Origin of the sequence: Halodesulfovibrio sp. (assembly GCF_025210605.1) — a bacterium.
Classification (GTDB): Bacteria; Desulfobacterota; Desulfovibrionia; order Desulfovibrionales; family Desulfovibrionaceae; genus Halodesulfovibrio.
Genome location: NZ_JAOARI010000037.1, coordinates 1 through 17,380, shown reverse-complemented (window position 1 = coordinate 17,380; position 17,380 = coordinate 1). Strand labels below are relative to the sequence as shown.

14 protein-coding genes are annotated in these 17,380 nt (G+C 43.9%); 9 read left to right on the top strand and 5 right to left on the bottom strand.

What is annotated here, in order from left to right:
* The first annotated feature begins 60 nt into the window (after positions 1-60).
* The 3 genes from N4A56_RS14550 to N4A56_RS14540 all read left to right on the top strand — a co-directional run bounded on the left by N4A56_RS14550 (position 61) and on the right by N4A56_RS14540 (position 2,770).
* Complete coding sequence (locus N4A56_RS14550; RefSeq protein ID WP_293671192.1) at positions 61-756, top strand: ABC transporter permease; 696 nt, start codon at positions 61-63, stop codon at positions 754-756.
* A 1-nt stretch (position 757) separates the two neighbouring features.
* A complete protein-coding gene (locus tag N4A56_RS14545; RefSeq protein WP_295548425.1) occupies positions 758-1,414 on the top strand; it encodes an ATP-binding cassette domain-containing protein in 657 nt (218 codons plus the stop codon).
* A 189-nt stretch (positions 1,415-1,603) separates the two neighbouring features.
* Positions 1,604-2,770: an iron-containing alcohol dehydrogenase gene (locus N4A56_RS14540; RefSeq protein WP_293671188.1), complete on the top strand. Its 1,167-nt coding sequence runs from the start codon at positions 1,604-1,606 to the stop codon at positions 2,768-2,770.
* Between the two features lie 95 nt (positions 2,771-2,865).
* Here the strand turns inward: N4A56_RS14540 and N4A56_RS14535 are convergent, their stop codons facing one another.
* Positions 2,866-3,858 (bottom strand): hypothetical protein, encoded by a 993-nt coding sequence (locus N4A56_RS14535; RefSeq protein WP_295548422.1) that lies wholly within the window; start codon positions 3,856-3,858, stop codon positions 2,866-2,868.
* Between the two features lie 265 nt (positions 3,859-4,123).
* Between N4A56_RS14535 and rlmN the strand changes: the two genes are divergently transcribed.
* Positions 4,124-5,176, top strand: coding sequence for a 23S rRNA (adenine(2503)-C(2))-methyltransferase RlmN (rlmN, locus tag N4A56_RS14530; RefSeq protein WP_295548420.1), 1,053 nt, complete (start codon positions 4,124-4,126; stop codon positions 5,174-5,176).
* Between the two features lie 281 nt (positions 5,177-5,457).
* On the opposite strand, the gene N4A56_RS14525 is transcribed toward rlmN, so the two are convergent.
* The 4 genes from N4A56_RS14525 to N4A56_RS14510 form a co-directional block, all read right to left on the bottom strand.
* The gene (locus tag N4A56_RS14525) at positions 5,458-6,801 is read right to left on the bottom strand and encodes a YihY/virulence factor BrkB family protein (protein ID WP_295548418.1); all 1,344 of its coding nucleotides are present in this window, start codon (positions 6,799-6,801) and stop codon (positions 5,458-5,460) included.
* Positions 6,802-6,944: 143 nt separating this feature from the next.
* The gene (locus N4A56_RS14520; protein WP_293671181.1) at positions 6,945-7,820 is read right to left on the bottom strand and encodes an amino acid ABC transporter permease; all 876 of its coding nucleotides are present in this window, start codon (positions 7,818-7,820) and stop codon (positions 6,945-6,947) included.
* A gap of 81 nt (positions 7,821-7,901) precedes the next feature.
* On the bottom strand, positions 7,902-8,729 hold the full coding sequence (locus tag N4A56_RS14515; RefSeq protein WP_293671179.1) for a transporter substrate-binding domain-containing protein: 828 nt from the start codon (positions 8,727-8,729) through the stop codon (positions 7,902-7,904).
* A 31-nt stretch (positions 8,730-8,760) separates the two neighbouring features.
* Positions 8,761-9,579 (bottom strand): amino acid ABC transporter permease, encoded by an 819-nt coding sequence (locus N4A56_RS14510; protein WP_295548415.1) that lies wholly within the window; start codon positions 9,577-9,579, stop codon positions 8,761-8,763.
* Between the two features lie 1,934 nt (positions 9,580-11,513).
* Here N4A56_RS14510 and N4A56_RS14505 point away from each other — a divergent pair.
* From N4A56_RS14505 to epsC, 5 genes are all read left to right on the top strand, one after another.
* Positions 11,514-12,260, top strand: a complete 747-nt coding sequence (locus N4A56_RS14505) for an HD domain-containing phosphohydrolase (RefSeq protein ID WP_293671176.1) — start codon at positions 11,514-11,516, stop codon at positions 12,258-12,260.
* Between the two features lie 212 nt (positions 12,261-12,472).
* Entirely contained in the window at positions 12,473-13,321 is an 849-nt protein-coding gene (gene nifU, locus N4A56_RS14500; RefSeq protein WP_293671175.1) for a Fe-S cluster assembly protein NifU, read from the top strand.
* Positions 13,318-14,511 carry a cysteine desulfurase NifS gene (nifS, locus tag N4A56_RS14495; protein WP_293671174.1) on the top strand — a complete coding sequence of 398 codons (1,194 nt, stop codon included), beginning with the start codon at positions 13,318-13,320 and terminating at the stop codon, positions 14,509-14,511. Before nifU ends, nifS begins: the two co-directional genes overlap by 4 nt.
* 85 nt (positions 14,512-14,596) lie before the next feature.
* Positions 14,597-15,526, top strand: coding sequence for a cysteine synthase A (gene cysK / locus N4A56_RS14490; RefSeq protein ID WP_295548413.1), 930 nt, complete (start codon positions 14,597-14,599; stop codon positions 15,524-15,526).
* A 21-nt stretch (positions 15,527-15,547) separates the two neighbouring features.
* On the top strand, positions 15,548-16,498 hold the full coding sequence (epsC, locus tag N4A56_RS14485) for a serine O-acetyltransferase EpsC (protein WP_293671172.1): 951 nt from the start codon (positions 15,548-15,550) through the stop codon (positions 16,496-16,498).
* Positions 16,499-17,380: the final 882 nt, after the last annotated feature.

The window sequence follows — 17,380 nt, the reverse complement described above, 5'->3', positions numbered from 1 at the left end:
CGCATTTGATTTTGCTGGGGTGGCTCTTTTGCCACCCCTTTTTTTTGGCAAGGAGATTACATGGGTTTTATTTATGAAGGACTTATCAAGGCCTTCCAGCTTCTTTTTGACGGTAATCCGGAAACATGGTCAGCCGTCTACATTACTCTATGCGTCTCATCGCTTTCAATTTTTTTCACAATTTTGCTGGGAGCACCGCTCGGTTTTGTACTGGGATACTGTCGCTTCAAAGGTCGCGACACTATAAGAATGATTACCGATACACTGTTGTCATTTCCAACAGTTGTTATCGGTCTGGTTGTCTATTCGCTTGTATCCCGTCAAGGTCCCTTGGGTGACTACGGACTTCTTTTTACACTGCCCGGCATTGCCATAGGTCAAGTTATGCTTGGTATGCCTATTGTCGTTGCCATGGTCGCCAATGCTGTGGAAACCGCAGATTCCGGCATGAAAGACACGTTACTCACACTTGGTGCTGATAAATTCCAACTCCTGCGCGCTACCTTATGGGAAATTCGCTATCACCTCATGCTCGCAGGTGTGGCAGCTTACGGACGCATAGTATCTGAAATTGGTATTTCCATGATGGTTGGTGGAAACATCAAGTGGCACACCCGAACCATTACAACTGCTATTGCGTTGGAAACAGGCAAAGGCGAATTTGCTATGGGCATAGCTCTTGGGGTTGTTCTGCTCATCATCGCTTTCGGTGTTAACTTCAGCGTTGCAAAACTTAAAAGACGTGCGGGGCAATAAGATGGCTTTGTACCAACTTTCAAATATCGTACAAACCTATGGTGAGAGGACTGTCCTCAGCATTGACAAGCTTATGCTTGAGGCAGGAACAATTACCGGAATCTTTGGTCCTAATGGCAGCGGCAAGTCAACACTTATGCGCATGCTTGCTTTTCTGGAATCCCCAAAATCTGGAACTATTCTGTTCAACGGTAAAAAAGCAACCATTGCAGACACAGCATTGCGGCGTGAAGTCACTCTCCTTACACAGCAGCCATATTTGCTGAAGCGGACAGTTCAGGAAAATATTGAATACGGATTACGCGTGCGAGGTCGTACAAATATTTCCGGTATTGCAGCATCTGCTCTTGAGGAAGTAGGCTTGTCACCTCAAACGTTTCTTTCACGAAACTGGTTCGAACTATCAGGGGGCGAAGCGCAACGAGTATCGCTTGCTGCCCGTCTAGCGGTAAAACCTCGTGTTCTCTTAATGGACGAGCCGACATCATCCCTTGATGAAGAATCTACTGAACGCATCCGAAATGCAGCACTGCGTACAAAAACAGAGCACAATACCAGCCTTATAATTGTTTCGCATGATCGTGAATGGCTCAATTCTATATCAGACCATACGGTACTTATCCGCAACGGCAAAATTGAATCTACACATTCATTATAATATATCCTGCGATGGTGTTATTCCACTTTATGGACAGTACAATGCCTTCATAGTTATCCACTACAGAAACACTTTTTGCGTTTTTTTATAAACACTCACTAACGACAAGGCTTGTCGTTAGTGAAGTTAGACGCTATAGTGCAACACTGCATAACTTAAGCAGTAACATTTTTCTATCAGGTGATTTACATGGATGCTTTTACATATAGTGCTCCTACTCAGGTAATTTTCGGTCAAGACGCTGTCGATCTCATTGGTTGGCATATTGTAAAAGAAGCGTCTTCTGTACTTCTTGTTATGGGAGGCGGCTCTGCACGCAATAATGGTGCGTACGACGCAACAGTTCGTTCGCTTCAGGAAGCTGGCATAGACTGGACTGAATTCTGGGGAATTAAACCGAACCCGTCGCTGGAGCAGGTTGAAGCAGGTATCAACATTGCCCGTAAAGCAAGTGTCGGCGCAGTTCTTGGCGTTGGCGGCGGCAGTGTTATTGATGCTGCAAAAGCTATTGCTGCCGGTTTTTACCTTGATGACTACTGGGAAAAAGTTGAATCCCGTAAGAGCGTTGAACGCTCATTACCTGTCTACACCGTCGTAACGTTGTCCGGCACTGGTTCTGAAATGAACGGTAAAGCTGTAATCACCAACGAACAATTGCAGAAAAAATGGAGTCTTGGCGGGCACTGCATGATTCCAAAAGTAAGTGCAATTGACCCGCTATATCAGGTGCAGACTCCTTGGAGTCTTACTGCTGGTAGTGGCATTGATGCAATGACACACATCATGGAAAACTACTTCCGTGGACGCATTGCAGACAAGCGCACTGGTTACTTCAATGAAGAAACCACACTTAACATTTGTGAAGGGTTGCTTATATCCCTCATCAACTCCATGCATTCATTGCAGCATGACCCTTCAAATTATGCAGCACGCGCTAACCTCGCATGGGCTTCCTGCCTGAGCCTCAACGGTCTCACAGGCTGCGGTCTTTCCGGTGGCGACTGGACTTCCCATGCCCTTGAGCATGCCCTTAGCGGACGCTTCCCTCACATTCCACACGGCGAAGGGCTTGCAATCCTCTTCCCATCATGGATGCAGCAAGTGTGTGCAAAAGCACCAGATATTTTCAACCGTTTTGCTGAAACAGTATGGGGACAAGATGGCATGCAAGGTGGCATTGATGCAACTCGTGCAGCATTCACTGCATGGGGTGCGCCAACTCGTCTGTCTGTATGGGGAGTCACAGAAAAAGATGTCCCATACCTTGTAGAGAGTGCATTTTCATACCGCGACCTTGGTCGCATTGCACCACTCACCAGAGAAGATGTTACTGAAATCTTCATGCGTGTTTTATAAAAAACACCTGCATACTACATTAAAAAAACAGCCCGTTATTGTTTGTGCAATAACGGGCTGTTTCATTGTTGTTCAAACACAGTACATGCGTGTAGTTATCGTATTACAGAAGACACTGCTATTTCACGCAACGTGTGATAATATTTTCTAAATAACTCTTCCTGCTCCATTGTTGGAGACTTGCCGGAACCATTCACGCCGGAGCGGAACATTAAGACAGTCCCATCTACCAGCATATACCAATTATAGTAATAGCCTGCGTCATTGTTTCCTTTTCCATCCGCAGCAAACATTACCCATATGCCTTGCGTCGAACCAAGTCGTTGCATGCCTTGAGCTAAAATTTGTACTAAACCGAACTGCTTTGAAAGCACCTCTGCTTCAACACGATGATGCAGTTCCTGAAGAATCTTCTCTTTTGAATGAACCTTACGGGCTGGAGAAGATTCAATAGCAAAAAACGGCACACCATTTCCTAGAGCGCTACGATATTCAAAAGACCGGCGAGAGCGCTCCGGCGACGCTTTTGCCCATGTTCTTGGCATTTGGACATTGCATGATCTTCTTTTGCCACTGGCAATCCACCCGTAGTGAGTTTTGTACACAAGGTTATCTGCAAATTCCAATTCAGGATTATTTTTATACTTTTCGGTATGCAACAGGGCTACGCGAGATATCTTAGCGGGAAAACCACTATCAGCATACTGTTTCACCCGCTTTGCCAGCGCAAGGCACGGAGTACAGCCAGCAGCTTTCGAATACACTTTTTTGTTTTTGGTAAGTAATTCGGAAGTGTGTTCCGAAAAATTCATAGCTCCGTGGTGTTCTCCACGTATCGAAGATACCGCACCGTCCAGCAACGCAACAAGCGTCCCTGATGCATCATCAATAAGCTTTGCTTTACTCGGACAAGTTTCCAGACATAGTTCCAACCCCAAACTATGGTCCATGTAAAAATCATACAGTTTCATATCAACGCTACGCATTGCGGCAGCCCTGTTAGACTGAGCATCTCCTGCGAAAGCCTGCGTAGAAACAGTGCACAGTAAAAGTACCAAAGCAACCGTGCAGTTCCCAAAAAATTTCACAGCCCCCCTCCATCGCGATAATACAATTTAACCAATGCAATAATGATAATTTTGCATAACATTATTTCCTTTAAAAAATAAGAGGTTATTTCACCGCAAACATGAGCAAAATCGCATAAAAAATGATCGCCTGCTTCAATATTCATCCAAAGGTTACCGCTACCTCTTCACAGGTGAACCGTTAGTGTATATAGAGTCCGTGGCGATGGCGCATTGCGTACATCCAGATATTCACCGGCGATGTAGTCGGAAAAAAGGGGCTGTCATGGTTAACATTCTTGATCTTTCATATGAAGAGCTTGAAGAGTTTCTCGTAAATCTCGGAGAAAAAAAATTCCGCACCAAGCAAGTTTGGCAATGGTTGTGGAACAAGTACGTTCAATCTTTTGATGAGATGACCAATATCTCCAAAGCTGTCCGTGCGCGTTTGCATGAAGAAGCATTTATCCGCTGGCCGGAAGTTGTAACCTCACAAACAAGCAAAGACGGCACTATTAAATTTCTCCTGAAGCTGCATGATGGCGCTCTCGTAGAAACCGTACTCATCCCTGGTTCCAAGGGCAGGTACTCCCAGTGTCTTTCCTGTCAGGTCGGTTGTGCAATGGCATGTACATTCTGTTCAACCGGAACAATGGGCTTCAAACGCAACATGACTCAGAGCGAGATTCTCGGTCAGGTTCTTGTGGCTCGTCATTATCTCAATGACGTTGCAGAACGCCCTATTCTGCGAAACATCGTATTTATGGGTATGGGAGAGCCGTTGCTCAACCTTGAGACTCTTCTCAAATCCCTTACCACCATGCACAGTACCTTAGGACTTGCGTTCTCCCCTCGTCGTGTAACTGTATCGACGTGCGGCATTCAAAAAGGATTGTCTGAACTTGGCGAATCTGGTCTTGCATTTCTTGCTGTATCATTACATGCACCAAATCAGGCTCTTCGTGCTCAGATAATGCCGAAAGCCGCCAGATGGAAACTTGATGACTTCATGCACGCCCTTAAAAACTACCCGCTCAAAACCCGCGAAAGAATCACATACGAATATCTTTTGCTCGGCGGCGTGAACGATTCTGTAGAAGACGCACGAGAACTGGTTAAGCTTATTTCCCAAACAAAATCTAAGCTCAACCTCATTGTGTACAACCCATCGGAAGGTGATCCGTACAAAGCACCTTCAGAAGAGGCTGTCCTCAAATTCCAAAAAGTACTCTGGGACAAAGGTGTTACTGCGATTATCCGCCAATCAAAAGGGGCGGACATTAAAGCAGCATGTGGGCAGCTTGTTGCAGATCAGACTAAAAAGAGCGAAGCCTGCTAAACACCCGAAGCATATTTTTTGTCTCCGAGGTGCAGGAAAATGCAATCTGCAATATTTTCCCTGCCCCCTAGTAGCGAGACATTTCGAGTAGAAATACCAGCCACGGCTTAATCTGCTTTTTCTAAAAAACTATAGCAAAGCCCGAAACAATTGTTTCGGGCTTTGCTATTACAACTCTATTTGCAAAATCAGCTCGTTTCAAAAGCTACCTATCAAGCTTTCTGCTTGGTTCCCAACGGCATAGTATCTACTTAGAATCAGATAGAGATATCTTGCCAATGCTACCCAGCTGCGCACTGAGGCAATGTTAATTCTGACAACGCACAATCTGCGCCATCAGCTATCTGTTCATAGAGAGTTTGGACAATGTCCACGCAGTTTGTATGCCCATGCAGTTTATACTGCATAACTCGTTGTGGATGATGGCGTGTAATTGTCATTATAATATCTGAAACCATTGTCACTTCAGCGGGACGTGCAAGAATGTATGCCACCTCTTCGGCTTCAAGCTTTGCAACAAAACCATTCTTTTCCAAAATAGCAAGAACATCGCCTATAAGAAGCTGAGATACATTCAGCTTATCGCTCAGGAAATCAACTCGAACCCCACCTGTCTTTTGACGGTAGGCATCAACAAGCGTCGCCATTACAGCAACTGCGAGCACTGCCTTTTCGTAACAACTAGTTTTACCTGCCAGCATCTTATCTTCTTCCGTTGAACCGTATTGGATAGCATAGCAAACCTCCACACCGAACAAGACAATCAACCAGCTAATATAAATCCATATAAGAAACAGTGGAAATTGTGCAAAGCTGCCGTAAATCAAATTATAATTATTCACTCCCAGCAAATACGAAACATACACACTTTCTACACTTTTCCATAAAATCACTCCAACAAGCGCACCGGAAAACGCACTGAAAGCCTTAACTTTTGTATTCGGAATAAATATGTACACAAAGAAAAACACAAACCAGATAACAACACTTGGAACACCTCTAAGAACTTGTATATAAAGGTAATTAACAGCATTGATACTTAATATTCCTTGCACCATCGAATCATGCTGGAAAGTCACACTCAAACTCACTGCAACACCTAGCAAGACTGGTGCAACAAGGACTATGGAGAAAAAATCAGTAAATTTTCGCCATAACGTCCTTCCGTGCTTGATATTCCAGATAGTATTAAAAGCAGCTTCAATATTCCCCATCAAAGAAATTACAGTAAACAGCAATGTTGCGACACCAATTACACCGAGTGTTGTCACATTCGTATTATTCACATACTGCAAAAGTGCATCGACAGCTTTTTCATTCCCCGCAGACGCATTCAGCAAAAGAAGACGAAATGTCTCACTATCCTGTACTCCCAACCCTTTGGAGATAGAAAAAAGCACAGCAAGAAAGGGGACAATGGAAAGTATCGTTGTATAGGCAAGAGCTGTAGCCCTAAGCATGCAGTTGTCATTAAAAAAGCCGCTGAAAACAACGGAAAAGCGCCTACAAAAAATAACAGCGCGCCGTTGAACTTGCGGCAATTTTTTCAAATCTGTTTCCCACATTCCGCGGGTAACAAAACGAATTACTAATGACAGACGATTCTTTGTGGCGGGTGTATCCATAACGCATCCTGTAAGCTATTACTATTTACACAGTATTTCTCAGCTTACATGCTGTAACAAATCTCTACAACACATTGTGAATACAATATCCTGAAACAAACAGGAATGTTGCCAAAAACTCCTTCAGTTTACAAAGCCAGCCGCTAATTTTTCCACGACAAAGCACGCTCTAACCAGCGGGACAGCATGGAACATCCGAGCGTTAACACAAGATACATAAGCGTAATTGTTGTCCAGACCTCAAATACCAGATACGTGGATGCCATAAGCTCCAGCCCTTGAAATGTCAGTTCCTGAATAGAAATAACAGAAAGGATCGCCGAATCTTTAATCGTCGAAATAAACTGCCCAGCCAGAGGTGGGATAATCACTTTAAGTGCCTGCGGAAGTACAACCATACGTAGCTGGTCAAATCGGTTAAAACCAAGTGATGCCGAAGCCTCCCACTGACCGCGCTGTACGCTGTTTATTCCCCCGCGCACAATTTCAGTAATGTATGCTCCTTCGTAAAGCCCCAAGGTAATTACACCAGTAATAAACTGCGTAAACTGTGAAGGCTTGCTGAAAAATACCGACACGACAGATGCAAGCCATGCAGGCATTTCCTGCGCGACTGTATCCAGAGCAAAGAAATGTGTAAGTTGCGCAGAAAGGAAAAAATAGGAGATAAAAATAAGCACAATCGGAGGCATATTGCGCACAATTTCCACGTAGGTTCTCGAAACCATACGGGCAAACCGACTCTGGCTCACACGGGCTAGACCCATGACAACACCTACCAGACAGGCGAGTAATGTAGCCCAAATGCTCAAGCGGATTGTCGTAAGCAACCCTTCAAGCAAAAAGTTCGGCTCCCACGCTCCATTTTTGTTTCGTAAGATAAACTGCGGAATCGCTGACCAGTCCCATTCATATTGCAGCTCATTTTCCAACTGCCAGTAAAAGTAGAGAATGCCGCCGCCAATCAACGCCAGCAATATGTAGTCGAGAAGTACAGGTTTGTATCGTTTTTGCTGCATAATAAATTGTGGCGGAACAAGTCCGCCACAGTGTTAGATATCATCATAAAAAATAGTGCGTTATCCGTGCTCATCCTCAGATTATTTGAGTTGAGACTCCCATTCTTTTCCTTCGAACCAATAGTCTTTACGCGCTTTAAGCCAACCAGAGTCATGCTTTATCTGAATCCAGTTGTTAAGCACATTCAGTGTATCAGGGTCACCTTTACGCAAAGCAAACGCGATAGGTTCTTTAGTAAATGTGCCTTTTACCGGCACAAATAATTTTTTAGGAAATTCATACGCTTTGAATGCTGGAAGCGGAGCACTTGCAAGCATAACAGCAGCTCTACCAGTCATAAGCTCCTGCACGCACTGAGTTTCTTTTTCGAATAAACGAACAGTAGCTTTCGGGAAATATTTTTTTGCCGCAGCTGCCGGTGTAGAACCAATACGTGCAACAACGACTACATCCGGATTATTCACATCTTCCAATGTCTTAATATTTCCACCTTTTTTGAGGGAGGCAAGAATACCGATTCCGGTATAATCATACGGTGCGGAAAAATTAACTTTAAGATTACGCTGAGTAGTAACGGACATACCGCCGATAATCACATCAAATTTATTTGCCAACAGAGCAGGGATGATACCAGACCATGTTGTTGGAACAAATTCAATTTCAACGCCAAGGTCTTTTGCAAGCTCTTTCATAACGTCAATTTCATAGCCTATGAAATTGCCATCTTTATCTTTCATTGCCCAGGGAACGAACGTAGAAAAACCAACACGCAGCTTATTTCGTTCTATTACTTTGGAAATTACGCTCTCTTTACTCAAGTCAGACATTACATTCTGTGCCATTGCAGGCAGGCAGAATGTTGCAACAAGCAGCAAAGCTAGAACTGTTCTCACAAAAGATTTTACCACGTTACTCCTCCTCTTTACTGTGAAACGGCTTTTAGAGGTCATACGAATATTTTTTCTCTAAAAAATGAACAACACAAGACAAACTCACTGTAATCAATAAATAAATTAACGCCACTATAAACCATATCTCAAAAGTGAGATACGTTTCTGAGATTACAGCCTGTGCCTGCATCGTCAAATCATAAATCGCGATAACAGAGACCAGAGCAGAATCTTTCACCAAAGAAACAGCCTGCCCTGTCAGCGGCGGTAGTGTTGCCCGAATTGCTTGAGGCAAAACCACCAGCCTGTAGATATGAAAACGGCTCAGCCCTACACTTTCAGCAGCTTCCCACTGCCCTTTGGGGACTGCTTCAATGCCAGCCCTGAAAATTTCTGCAATATATGCCCCTTCGAAAAGTGCCAGCGCAAGAACAGCAGATAAAAACCGCTCCATTTCCAACACAGGCGCAATGACAAAATACATTATGAGCACTTGCAGCATGAGTGGGGTGTTACGAATAAGTTCGACATATAAAGCAGCAACATAGCGCGCAACAGCAGACTTTGATACCCTAAAAAGAACAGCAATAAGCCCAAATGTAAACGCCAGCACCATAGAATAACATGCTATTTCAAGCGTTACCATCAAACCGGTCAGCAGTGGACCCAAATGAAAAGCCCCGTCTGAAACAGTAAACAGGTAACGAGGAACCCTGCTCCATTGCCAGTTGTACCCAGATGCTTCAGCGCCAGAAAAAACACTCCATACCAGAACAGTTATCACAGCAAGATACATAGCTAAATCGACTGCGATTGATCGTGTGTCCGGGTGAACATAATAAAATAACTTACGAAAATTTTGTTGCATGCTGAACGAATTTTGCTCCACAAAAAATAAATGACACACCATTACTACTAAAACGCGAACATCTTGGACAAGCAAAATAATATGGTATGTCTTTTATGCTGTCACCTTATACCCAAAAACATACAAAACGCAGAAAAAAAGTAACGCGTGCACATAAAACGCGGGCTACTAGCGGGTTCACTGTTTTTCATACAGGGTGAGAGAAGGTGCGGCATAAATCTATCATTCCAGTTTAGACACTCAATGAGGCTTTACCTGCCAAAAAAATTACCCGAATCGCAAAAAGTCCTGATCTAACCTAGAGTTTTTTCAATTTAGCGCACTAGTACTATTGCAAGATAATGCAACACAACACACTCTGTAACACTCTTTTTGAATTTGTGCCTACGTAATTTGATCTAAATTGCCATATTAATGCTGTAAAATAACAGCGAACATTGTATCCAAAACAAGCCCTCTCTAACTCTTATCTTAGAAATAAAAGACTCATGTCAGTTAGATAGATTCTAGACTTTGCTTAAAAAATCAAATAATCTTTTTATATCATAATATTATAAATCAAAAAATAAAAAGCATATTGTGCGGTATTTGCTTACTCCAAAGGCTGTTCAGCCTTTATTATTTAATGCAGCACTATGCAATATTCCTCTACAAATATGTAGATATAATTTTAAAAACAAATTTTTCGATATTTTTTCTGCAATTTTTAGGTAAAAAATTCTCTTGTGCTCATTTTTGCTTTTTCATTGCAAAATAAATTTCTATTGGAGATTTTTTTATTTCGATTTTACGTGAAATATTATCGAGTCTTTTTAGTTCGATGCAATTTATGTAGTAAATCGCAGTAAATTCTTCATCTAGGTACTTAGTAAAAAGTACAATACTGATACTTTTTCTCTTTATTACGGTTGAACAATAGTTCGACCATAATGAGTGCTGCTAATTCTTCTTTATTTTTAGAATTGAAGTAATTTATTTATATATTACGAGAAATTCTGCGTGACAAACAACAAAACTTATCGCAACATGCGCTAACTTTTTTTAACACATGTTGTTAATAGTAATTAGGATGTGTTCCTAAATTGTATGCACAGGAATGATAGATATCTTTTTCTTATTACGCGGCAGAAGTAAAAAATATGTTTAAGGCGTAACAGCACTACGTCGAAACAAGTTTTTTCCGGCAACGCAATAAAGAGTAAAAGAGAACAGCAAAACAAGTGTACAATTTAGAAACACGCCCTAGTCATAAAGCAAAACATTGGCGCATACATTCTTTCTTTATTAATCGTCGTCGCAGCTTTGCACAACAATTAATCAGTGTGTTCTATACTACACATGAACATACCATATCAGAGAATTTATACGACATCACAGCCAATAGAATAATCATGACTTTGTAACAATGCACCTCTTCAGGTGCATCTCACCTTTCAAACTATGGTACACTTCTGCACCTTTTTCCCCAATTGTGCAGATTCATACATATAAATTTGTAAAAATAGTGAACAACGGTGAGCACGTTCTAACTTAAGCACACAAAACAGAATTGCAACCATTTTGTAATGAGAGTGAATTCCCCTCGCTCCATTCAGCGCGTACGCTTTTTGCTCATACTTTAGAAGCGGCACTGCGTTATGATGGCACAATATCTGTGCTTGCAACCTTACAGGCTACATCTGGTAATGACACAAGCTGTTTCTCAACCCCCTCTATTAGAGGAAATCTCGCACGACTTTTTTCCCGTCTTGCCTTCGTTGGTGTTGCGTCCTCCCCGTGGACATTTTGACATATACATCCGCAGCGAAGACTCTTTTACGCTGTACGCTAAAGCCGGAGACAGTTTCACGGAGCACCATGAAGCGGCTCTAAGTGAACACGGACGAAACGTTGTTTACATAAAGCAAAGTCAACGCCCGGAATATTTCGACCATATGGTCACCCATTTAGGTGACACACTCCTCGACGAACACATCCCAAGACCAACCAGAGCACAGGTTTTTTATGAAACTTCGTTAGAAGTGGTCGAAGAAGTCTTCACAAAAAAATTGCCGCCGATGGTCAACCGCAAAGAGTTCGACAGGGTTTTCGAGTTTGTCACAAAAGGTGTAAGTTTTCTGACATTGGAAAATTCGTTGCAGACCATGGGTTCAATCATCGCTCATGATTATCAAACCTACTCGCACTCGCTGCATGTTTTTGTGTATTCACAGCTTATCCTGCAAACATATGGATTTGCTGAACGGGATATGGTGCAATTCGGACTGGGAGCAATTTTGCACGACATTGGAAAGCGCAGGATTCCCGAAGAAATTTTAACGAAACCCGGCAGGCTTTCTGATAAGGAGCGTGACTGCATCAACACCCACCCAGTACACGGAGCGGGACTATGCGCACAGCTTCCACTCTCTCAGGATGCGCTTAACTGCATACTGCTTCATCACGAAAAGCTTGATGGATCAGGCTACCCATGTGGGCTAACAGAAGAACATATTCCGCTTGCAGTCCGCGCTATCACGATTGCGGATATTTACGATGCCATCCGTTCTTCAAGACCATATTCTGACGGTACTGATGCATTCAAAACCTTGCGGATCATGAAAGAAGAAATGTCTACTCAAATTGATATGAATGTATTCAGGAGATTTATCAAAATTCTGAGCGGCAACCACGTTATTTAATCTGGAAACAAAAAAAATATAGTCTGCATTTTCTACCGCCTCATATATCCTCAAGGTGTTCCTAATTGCAGTTGAACGCCGGTACCCTGTTTGAAGTTTTTACATGCCATCGTAAAAAAAAATGCGTTTCCCCCTTCCCTAACCCCTTTCGCATTATTATACTGCAAGGTGCGCTCACAATACTTTTGAACTGAATCCGGAGGATATGTGTAATGTGGGAATATACTGACAAGGTGCGTGAGCACTTTTTAAATCCAAAAAACGTGGGAGAAATTAAGAATGCAAGCGCCATTGGCGAGGTTGGAAGCCTTGCCTGCGGTGACGCTCTTAAACTCTACCTTGAAATAGATGATAATGACCGAATTGTTGACGCTAAATTCCAGACCTTCGGATGTGCTAGCGCAATTGCATCATCTTCTGCCTTAACTGAATTACTTAAAGGCAAAACTCTGGAAGAAGCAGAAAAAATTACCAACAAAGAAATTGCTGAATTTCTTGGCGGTCTTCCTGAAGAAAAAATGCACTGCTCTGTTATGGGACAGGAAGCATTAGAAGTTGCTATAAAAACATTCCGTGGTGAACCGGTTGAAGTTCACGATCATGAAGGTACCATTATTTGTCACTGCTTCGGTGTTACCGATGAACAAATTTTGCGTGCTGTAGAAGAAAACGGTCTTACAACCGTAGAAGAAGTCACACACTACACCAAAGCCGGTGGTGGTTGTGGTAAATGCGTAGATAACATCCAGCGTCTTATTGACGAAGCAACAGGAAAAGTTGCTGCATGCGAAGTGCCGGAACCTTCTGCACGTCCCCAGCTCTCTAATATCGAACGTATGCAGCTTGTCATGAAAGTGCTTAACGAAGAAGTCCGTCCGCGTCTCCAAAAAGACGGCGGTGATGTTGAGCTTATCGACATCGAAGGTCACATTGTAAAAGTTGCGCTTCGAGGCATGTGCACCAGCTGCCCATCCAGCCAGCTTACGCTCAAAAATGTTGTAGAAAAAGCATTACAAGAACAAGTTGAACCAGAACTCACCGTTGTGGAGGTATCGCAGTGACAACAATTTATTTCGATAACAACGCAACCACTAAAATTGACCCGCTAGTGCTAAAGGAAATGATGCCGTTTCTCACTGATTATTACGGCAACCCTTCCAGCATGCACAAATTTGGCGGTCAAGTAAGTTCAGATATTGCGAAAGCCCGTCATCGGCTTGCTTCTCTCCTGAACGCACAGCCGGATGAAATTATCTTTACCGCAGGTGGCACAGAAAGTGATAATACAGCTATTTACTCTGCTCTCGAAGCACAGCCGGGTAAAAAACATATTATCACTACTCGTGTTGAGCATCCTGCTATTCTAAACGTATGCCGTCATCTTGAACAGCGCGGCTACGATGTAACGTACCTGAACGTTGACACCAAAGGTCAGCTCGATCTTGACGAACTACGCAACGCCCTGCGTCCAGATACCGCCCTTGTTACTATTATGTACGCTAACAGCGAAACCGGCGTTATCTTCCCGATGCACGAAATTGCAAAAATTGTAAAAGATCGTGGCATAATGCTGCATACAGATGCAGTGCAGGCAGTGGGCAAAATTGAGCTTAATCTCGAAACATTGCCTGTGGACTACCTGTCCCTTTCCGGTCACAAAATCCATGGTCCTAAAGGCATCGGCGCACTGTATGTCCGCAAAGGTGCTTCTTTCCGCCCGCATATGCGTGGAGGACATCAGGAAGAAGGTCGCCGTGCAGGAACCGAAAACACTGCTGCTATTGTAGGTCTCGGTAAAGCAGCGGAACTGGCTCAGCTTAACATGGAAATCGAGAACACAGGCGTAAAACATATGCGCGATGTCCTCGAAAAAGGCTTACTGGAAACCATTCCAGATTCCATTATCAATGGTGATACCGAAAGCAGACTTCCTAACACCACCAACATTTCATTCAAACATGTTGAAGGTGAAGCTATTCTGCTTATGATGGACGGACATGACATTGCAGCAAGCTCCGGCTCTGCATGTACTTCCGGCAGCCTCGAACCTTCTCATGTACTGCGGGCAATGGGCGTTCCGTTTACTTTCGCTCATGGTTCCATTCGTTTTTCACTGTCCCGATTTAATGATGACAAAGAAGTCAAAGTCGTACTGAAAGAACTTCCTGCTATCATTAAACGTCTCCGTGAGATTTCTCCATACAAAAACGATGACGGAGCAGAAGCTCCTACTCGTCCTTGTTCTTGTTAGCAGCAGACCCTAAGATACATACTTAAGGGTCGGACAACACACGTGGTTTGTCCGACCCTTTTTTTTCATCCATGAGGTAAGTTACATGAAAATCGCTAATTCTATGATTGATCTTGTAGGCAACACTCCCCTCGTTCGCATCAACCGCATTGCAGAAGGGACAGACGCTGAAGTTGTAGCAAAGCTGGAGTCCATGAACCCGTGTTCTTCTGTAAAGGACCGAATCGGATATAACATGGTGCAAGCCGCCATTGATTCCGGTACAACCACCAAAGATACCGTGTTTGTCGAAGCAACAAGCGGCAATACAGGTATTGGGATTGCCTTTACCTGTGCTGTTAAAGGATTTCCGCTCATTCTGACCATGCCGGAATCTATGAGTCAGGAACGCCGTGCACTTCTCAAAGGGTTTGGAGCAAAACTTATTCTCACCCCTGCTGCCAAGGGTATGGCTGGTGCTGTGGAAGAAGCTAACCGCATCACAGCAGAAAACCCGCACGCAATCCACCTGCAACAATTTGCGAATAAAGCGAACCCTGCTATTCATCGAAAGACAACTGCGCAGGAAATACTGCGAGATACTGACGGCAAGATCGATATTTTCGTTGCGGGAGTCGGCACAGGAGGCACAATTACAGGTGTTGGGGAAATTTTAAAGCAGCATAATGCAAACATTCAATGCATTGCTGTAGAACCTGATGCATCCCCTGTTCTTTCTGGTGGAAGCCCTGCCCCACATGCTATTCAAGGCATCGGTGCTGGTTTTGTACCGGACGTTCTCAACACAGAAATTTATGATGAAATCATACGTGTCACCAATGAAGATGCACTCAGCATGGCACGCCGCCTTATGAAAGAGGAAGGTATCATGTGTGGTATTTCTTCCGGCGCAAATGCCTATGCTGCGCTCCAAGTGGCAAAGCGCCCAGAGAATAAAGGCAAGCGTATTGTGTTCATCATTTGCGACACCGCAGAACGTTACCTTTCGACCCCGCTTTTTACTGAAACTGACTAGCAAACTTGCAAGGGAGTACACATGCAACGTAATCATGCCGAGCTGGAGCAGCACAACATAACAGAGCTCGACCAAGTAGTTGAGGAACTCTGCGCTCCAGAATCGTACGCGGCGGTATACCATCGTTCCAAGCACGATGCTCCGATGCCGTCAACAGAAACACTGCTCGAACTTGTCGAGCGCCTCAAAGCTGCGCTCTTCCCGGGGTATTTTGGCGATAAAACAGTACGCCTCGAATCCATGCGATACCATCTGTCTGCAAATCTGGACTCAATCTACAGGATTCTTTCAGAGCAGATCAGACGTGGTGGCTGCTTTATCTGTGCTGAATTTGCAAATGAATGCAAAGATTGCGAAGAGCACTCCCGCGCTCTTGCCATGCAGTTCCTACAATCATTACCCAAACTTCGCAGACTTCTTGCCTCTGATGTAAAGGCCGCTTTTGAAGGTGACCCAGCGGCAAAAACCCCCGGTGAAACTATTTTCTGCTACCCATCAATCACAGCAATGATTCACCATAGAATAGCGCATGAGCTTTATAAGCTTGATGTTCCGATTATCCCTCGCATCATCAGTGAAATGGCGCATTCCAATACAGGAATAGACATCCACCCGGGGGCACAAATTGGTGAAGAATTCTTCATTGACCACGGAACAGGTGTTGTAATCGGCGAAACATGCATTATCGGCAACGGGTGCCGCCTCTATCAGGGGGTAACACTCGGTGCGCTGTCGTTCCCCAAAGATTCAGAGGGCTGCTTGATTAAAGGTAATCTGCGTCACCCTATTCTTGAGGACAATGTCACAGTTTACGCAGGTGCAACCGTTCTGGGGCGCATTACCATCGGGCATGATACTATGATCGGTGGTAACGTATGGATTACACATGACGTTGAACCAAACTCCAAAGTAATTCAGTCACGCTCTACCAAGCCGAAAAAAGAAGAAAAACTCGTTGGTGGTGGCTGTTAGACTACAAGTTCTTGGGTAAGGGGTAGTACTGCCTCCGGCGGGTCTCCGACGGGCAGGCGGGCGCTGCCCCCTGCACCCCCGCAAGGGGACACGTCCCCTTGACCCCGTTTAGGTAAATTTCTTTTTTTCGCAATAGCAAAAGGGTGGAGTTATTACTCCACCCTTTTGCTGTATGAAAAGGTGTTCCCTTAACCCCGTCTAAGGGAAGATTTTTTTTTGGAATGTACTAAGCGGTTCGGCTATTTTTATTAAGTAAGGTAATGGCGCGTAAGCCGCGAGGTGGTGTAAAAAACGTGCTGACCTCGTGGATAAAAGTCTTTGGAGATTTTTAAGAACCTTTCTTCGAGAAAGGTTCTTAAAGCCCGCGGCAGCGCCGTCGGAGACCTTTTTACACATCATCAGCATGTACGTGTTTGACGTTCGTCGTACTGCCTCCGGCGGGTCTCCGACGGGCAGGTGGGCACTGCACCCTGCACCCCCGCAAGGGGACGCATCCCCTTGACCCCTTTTAGGTAAATTTCTTTTTTAAGCAATAAAGAAAGGGTGGAGTAAAAAACTCCACCCTTTTTGATCAGTTCTATGCCCCCTTAACTTCGATTAGGAAAATATTTTTTGAGAGTGTACTAAGCCGGTTCGGCTATTTTTATTAAGTAAGGTAGTGGCGCGTAAGCCGCGAAGTGGTGTAAAAAACATGCTGATCTCGCGAGTAAAAGTTCTAGGAGAGTCCAGAGAACCTTCTTTCCGTAGATTGTAATTTGAAACTTAACACCTTGATGAACTTAGGGCTTCAAAACAAGAAGCCCCATGATATGTTGTCCTTACATGAAAAAACTCCACAATGGAGGGATAACTACATGGGGCATAAACAGATTACATTTGAAG

Bases quoted from the DNA above. Each gene is read 5' to 3' on its own strand.
- N4A56_RS14510 (WP_295548415.1), bottom strand. From the start codon at position 9,579: ATGCAACAAAATTTTCGTAAGTTATTTTATTATGTTCACCCGGACACA.
- N4A56_RS14540 (WP_293671188.1), top strand. From the start codon at position 1,604: ATGGATGCTTTTACATATAGTGCTCCTACTCAGGTAATTTTCGGTCAA.
- N4A56_RS14505 (WP_293671176.1), top strand. From the start codon at position 11,514: ATGGTCACCCATTTAGGTGACACACTCCTCGACGAACACATCCCAAGA.
- nifU (WP_293671175.1), top strand. From the start codon at position 12,473: ATGTGGGAATATACTGACAAGGTGCGTGAGCACTTTTTAAATCCAAAA.
- N4A56_RS14525 (WP_295548418.1), bottom strand. From the start codon at position 6,801: ATGGATACACCCGCCACAAAGAATCGTCTGTCATTAGTAATTCGTTTT.
- rlmN (WP_295548420.1), top strand. From the start codon at position 4,124: ATGGTTAACATTCTTGATCTTTCATATGAAGAGCTTGAAGAGTTTCTC.
- N4A56_RS14550 (WP_293671192.1), top strand. From the start codon at position 61: ATGGGTTTTATTTATGAAGGACTTATCAAGGCCTTCCAGCTTCTTTTT.
- N4A56_RS14520 (WP_293671181.1), bottom strand. From the start codon at position 7,820: ATGCAGCAAAAACGATACAAACCTGTACTTCTCGACTACATATTGCTG.
- epsC (WP_293671172.1), top strand. From the start codon at position 15,548: ATGCAACGTAATCATGCCGAGCTGGAGCAGCACAACATAACAGAGCTC.
- N4A56_RS14545 (WP_295548425.1), top strand. From the start codon at position 758: ATGGCTTTGTACCAACTTTCAAATATCGTACAAACCTATGGTGAGAGG.
- cysK (WP_295548413.1), top strand. From the start codon at position 14,597: ATGAAAATCGCTAATTCTATGATTGATCTTGTAGGCAACACTCCCCTC.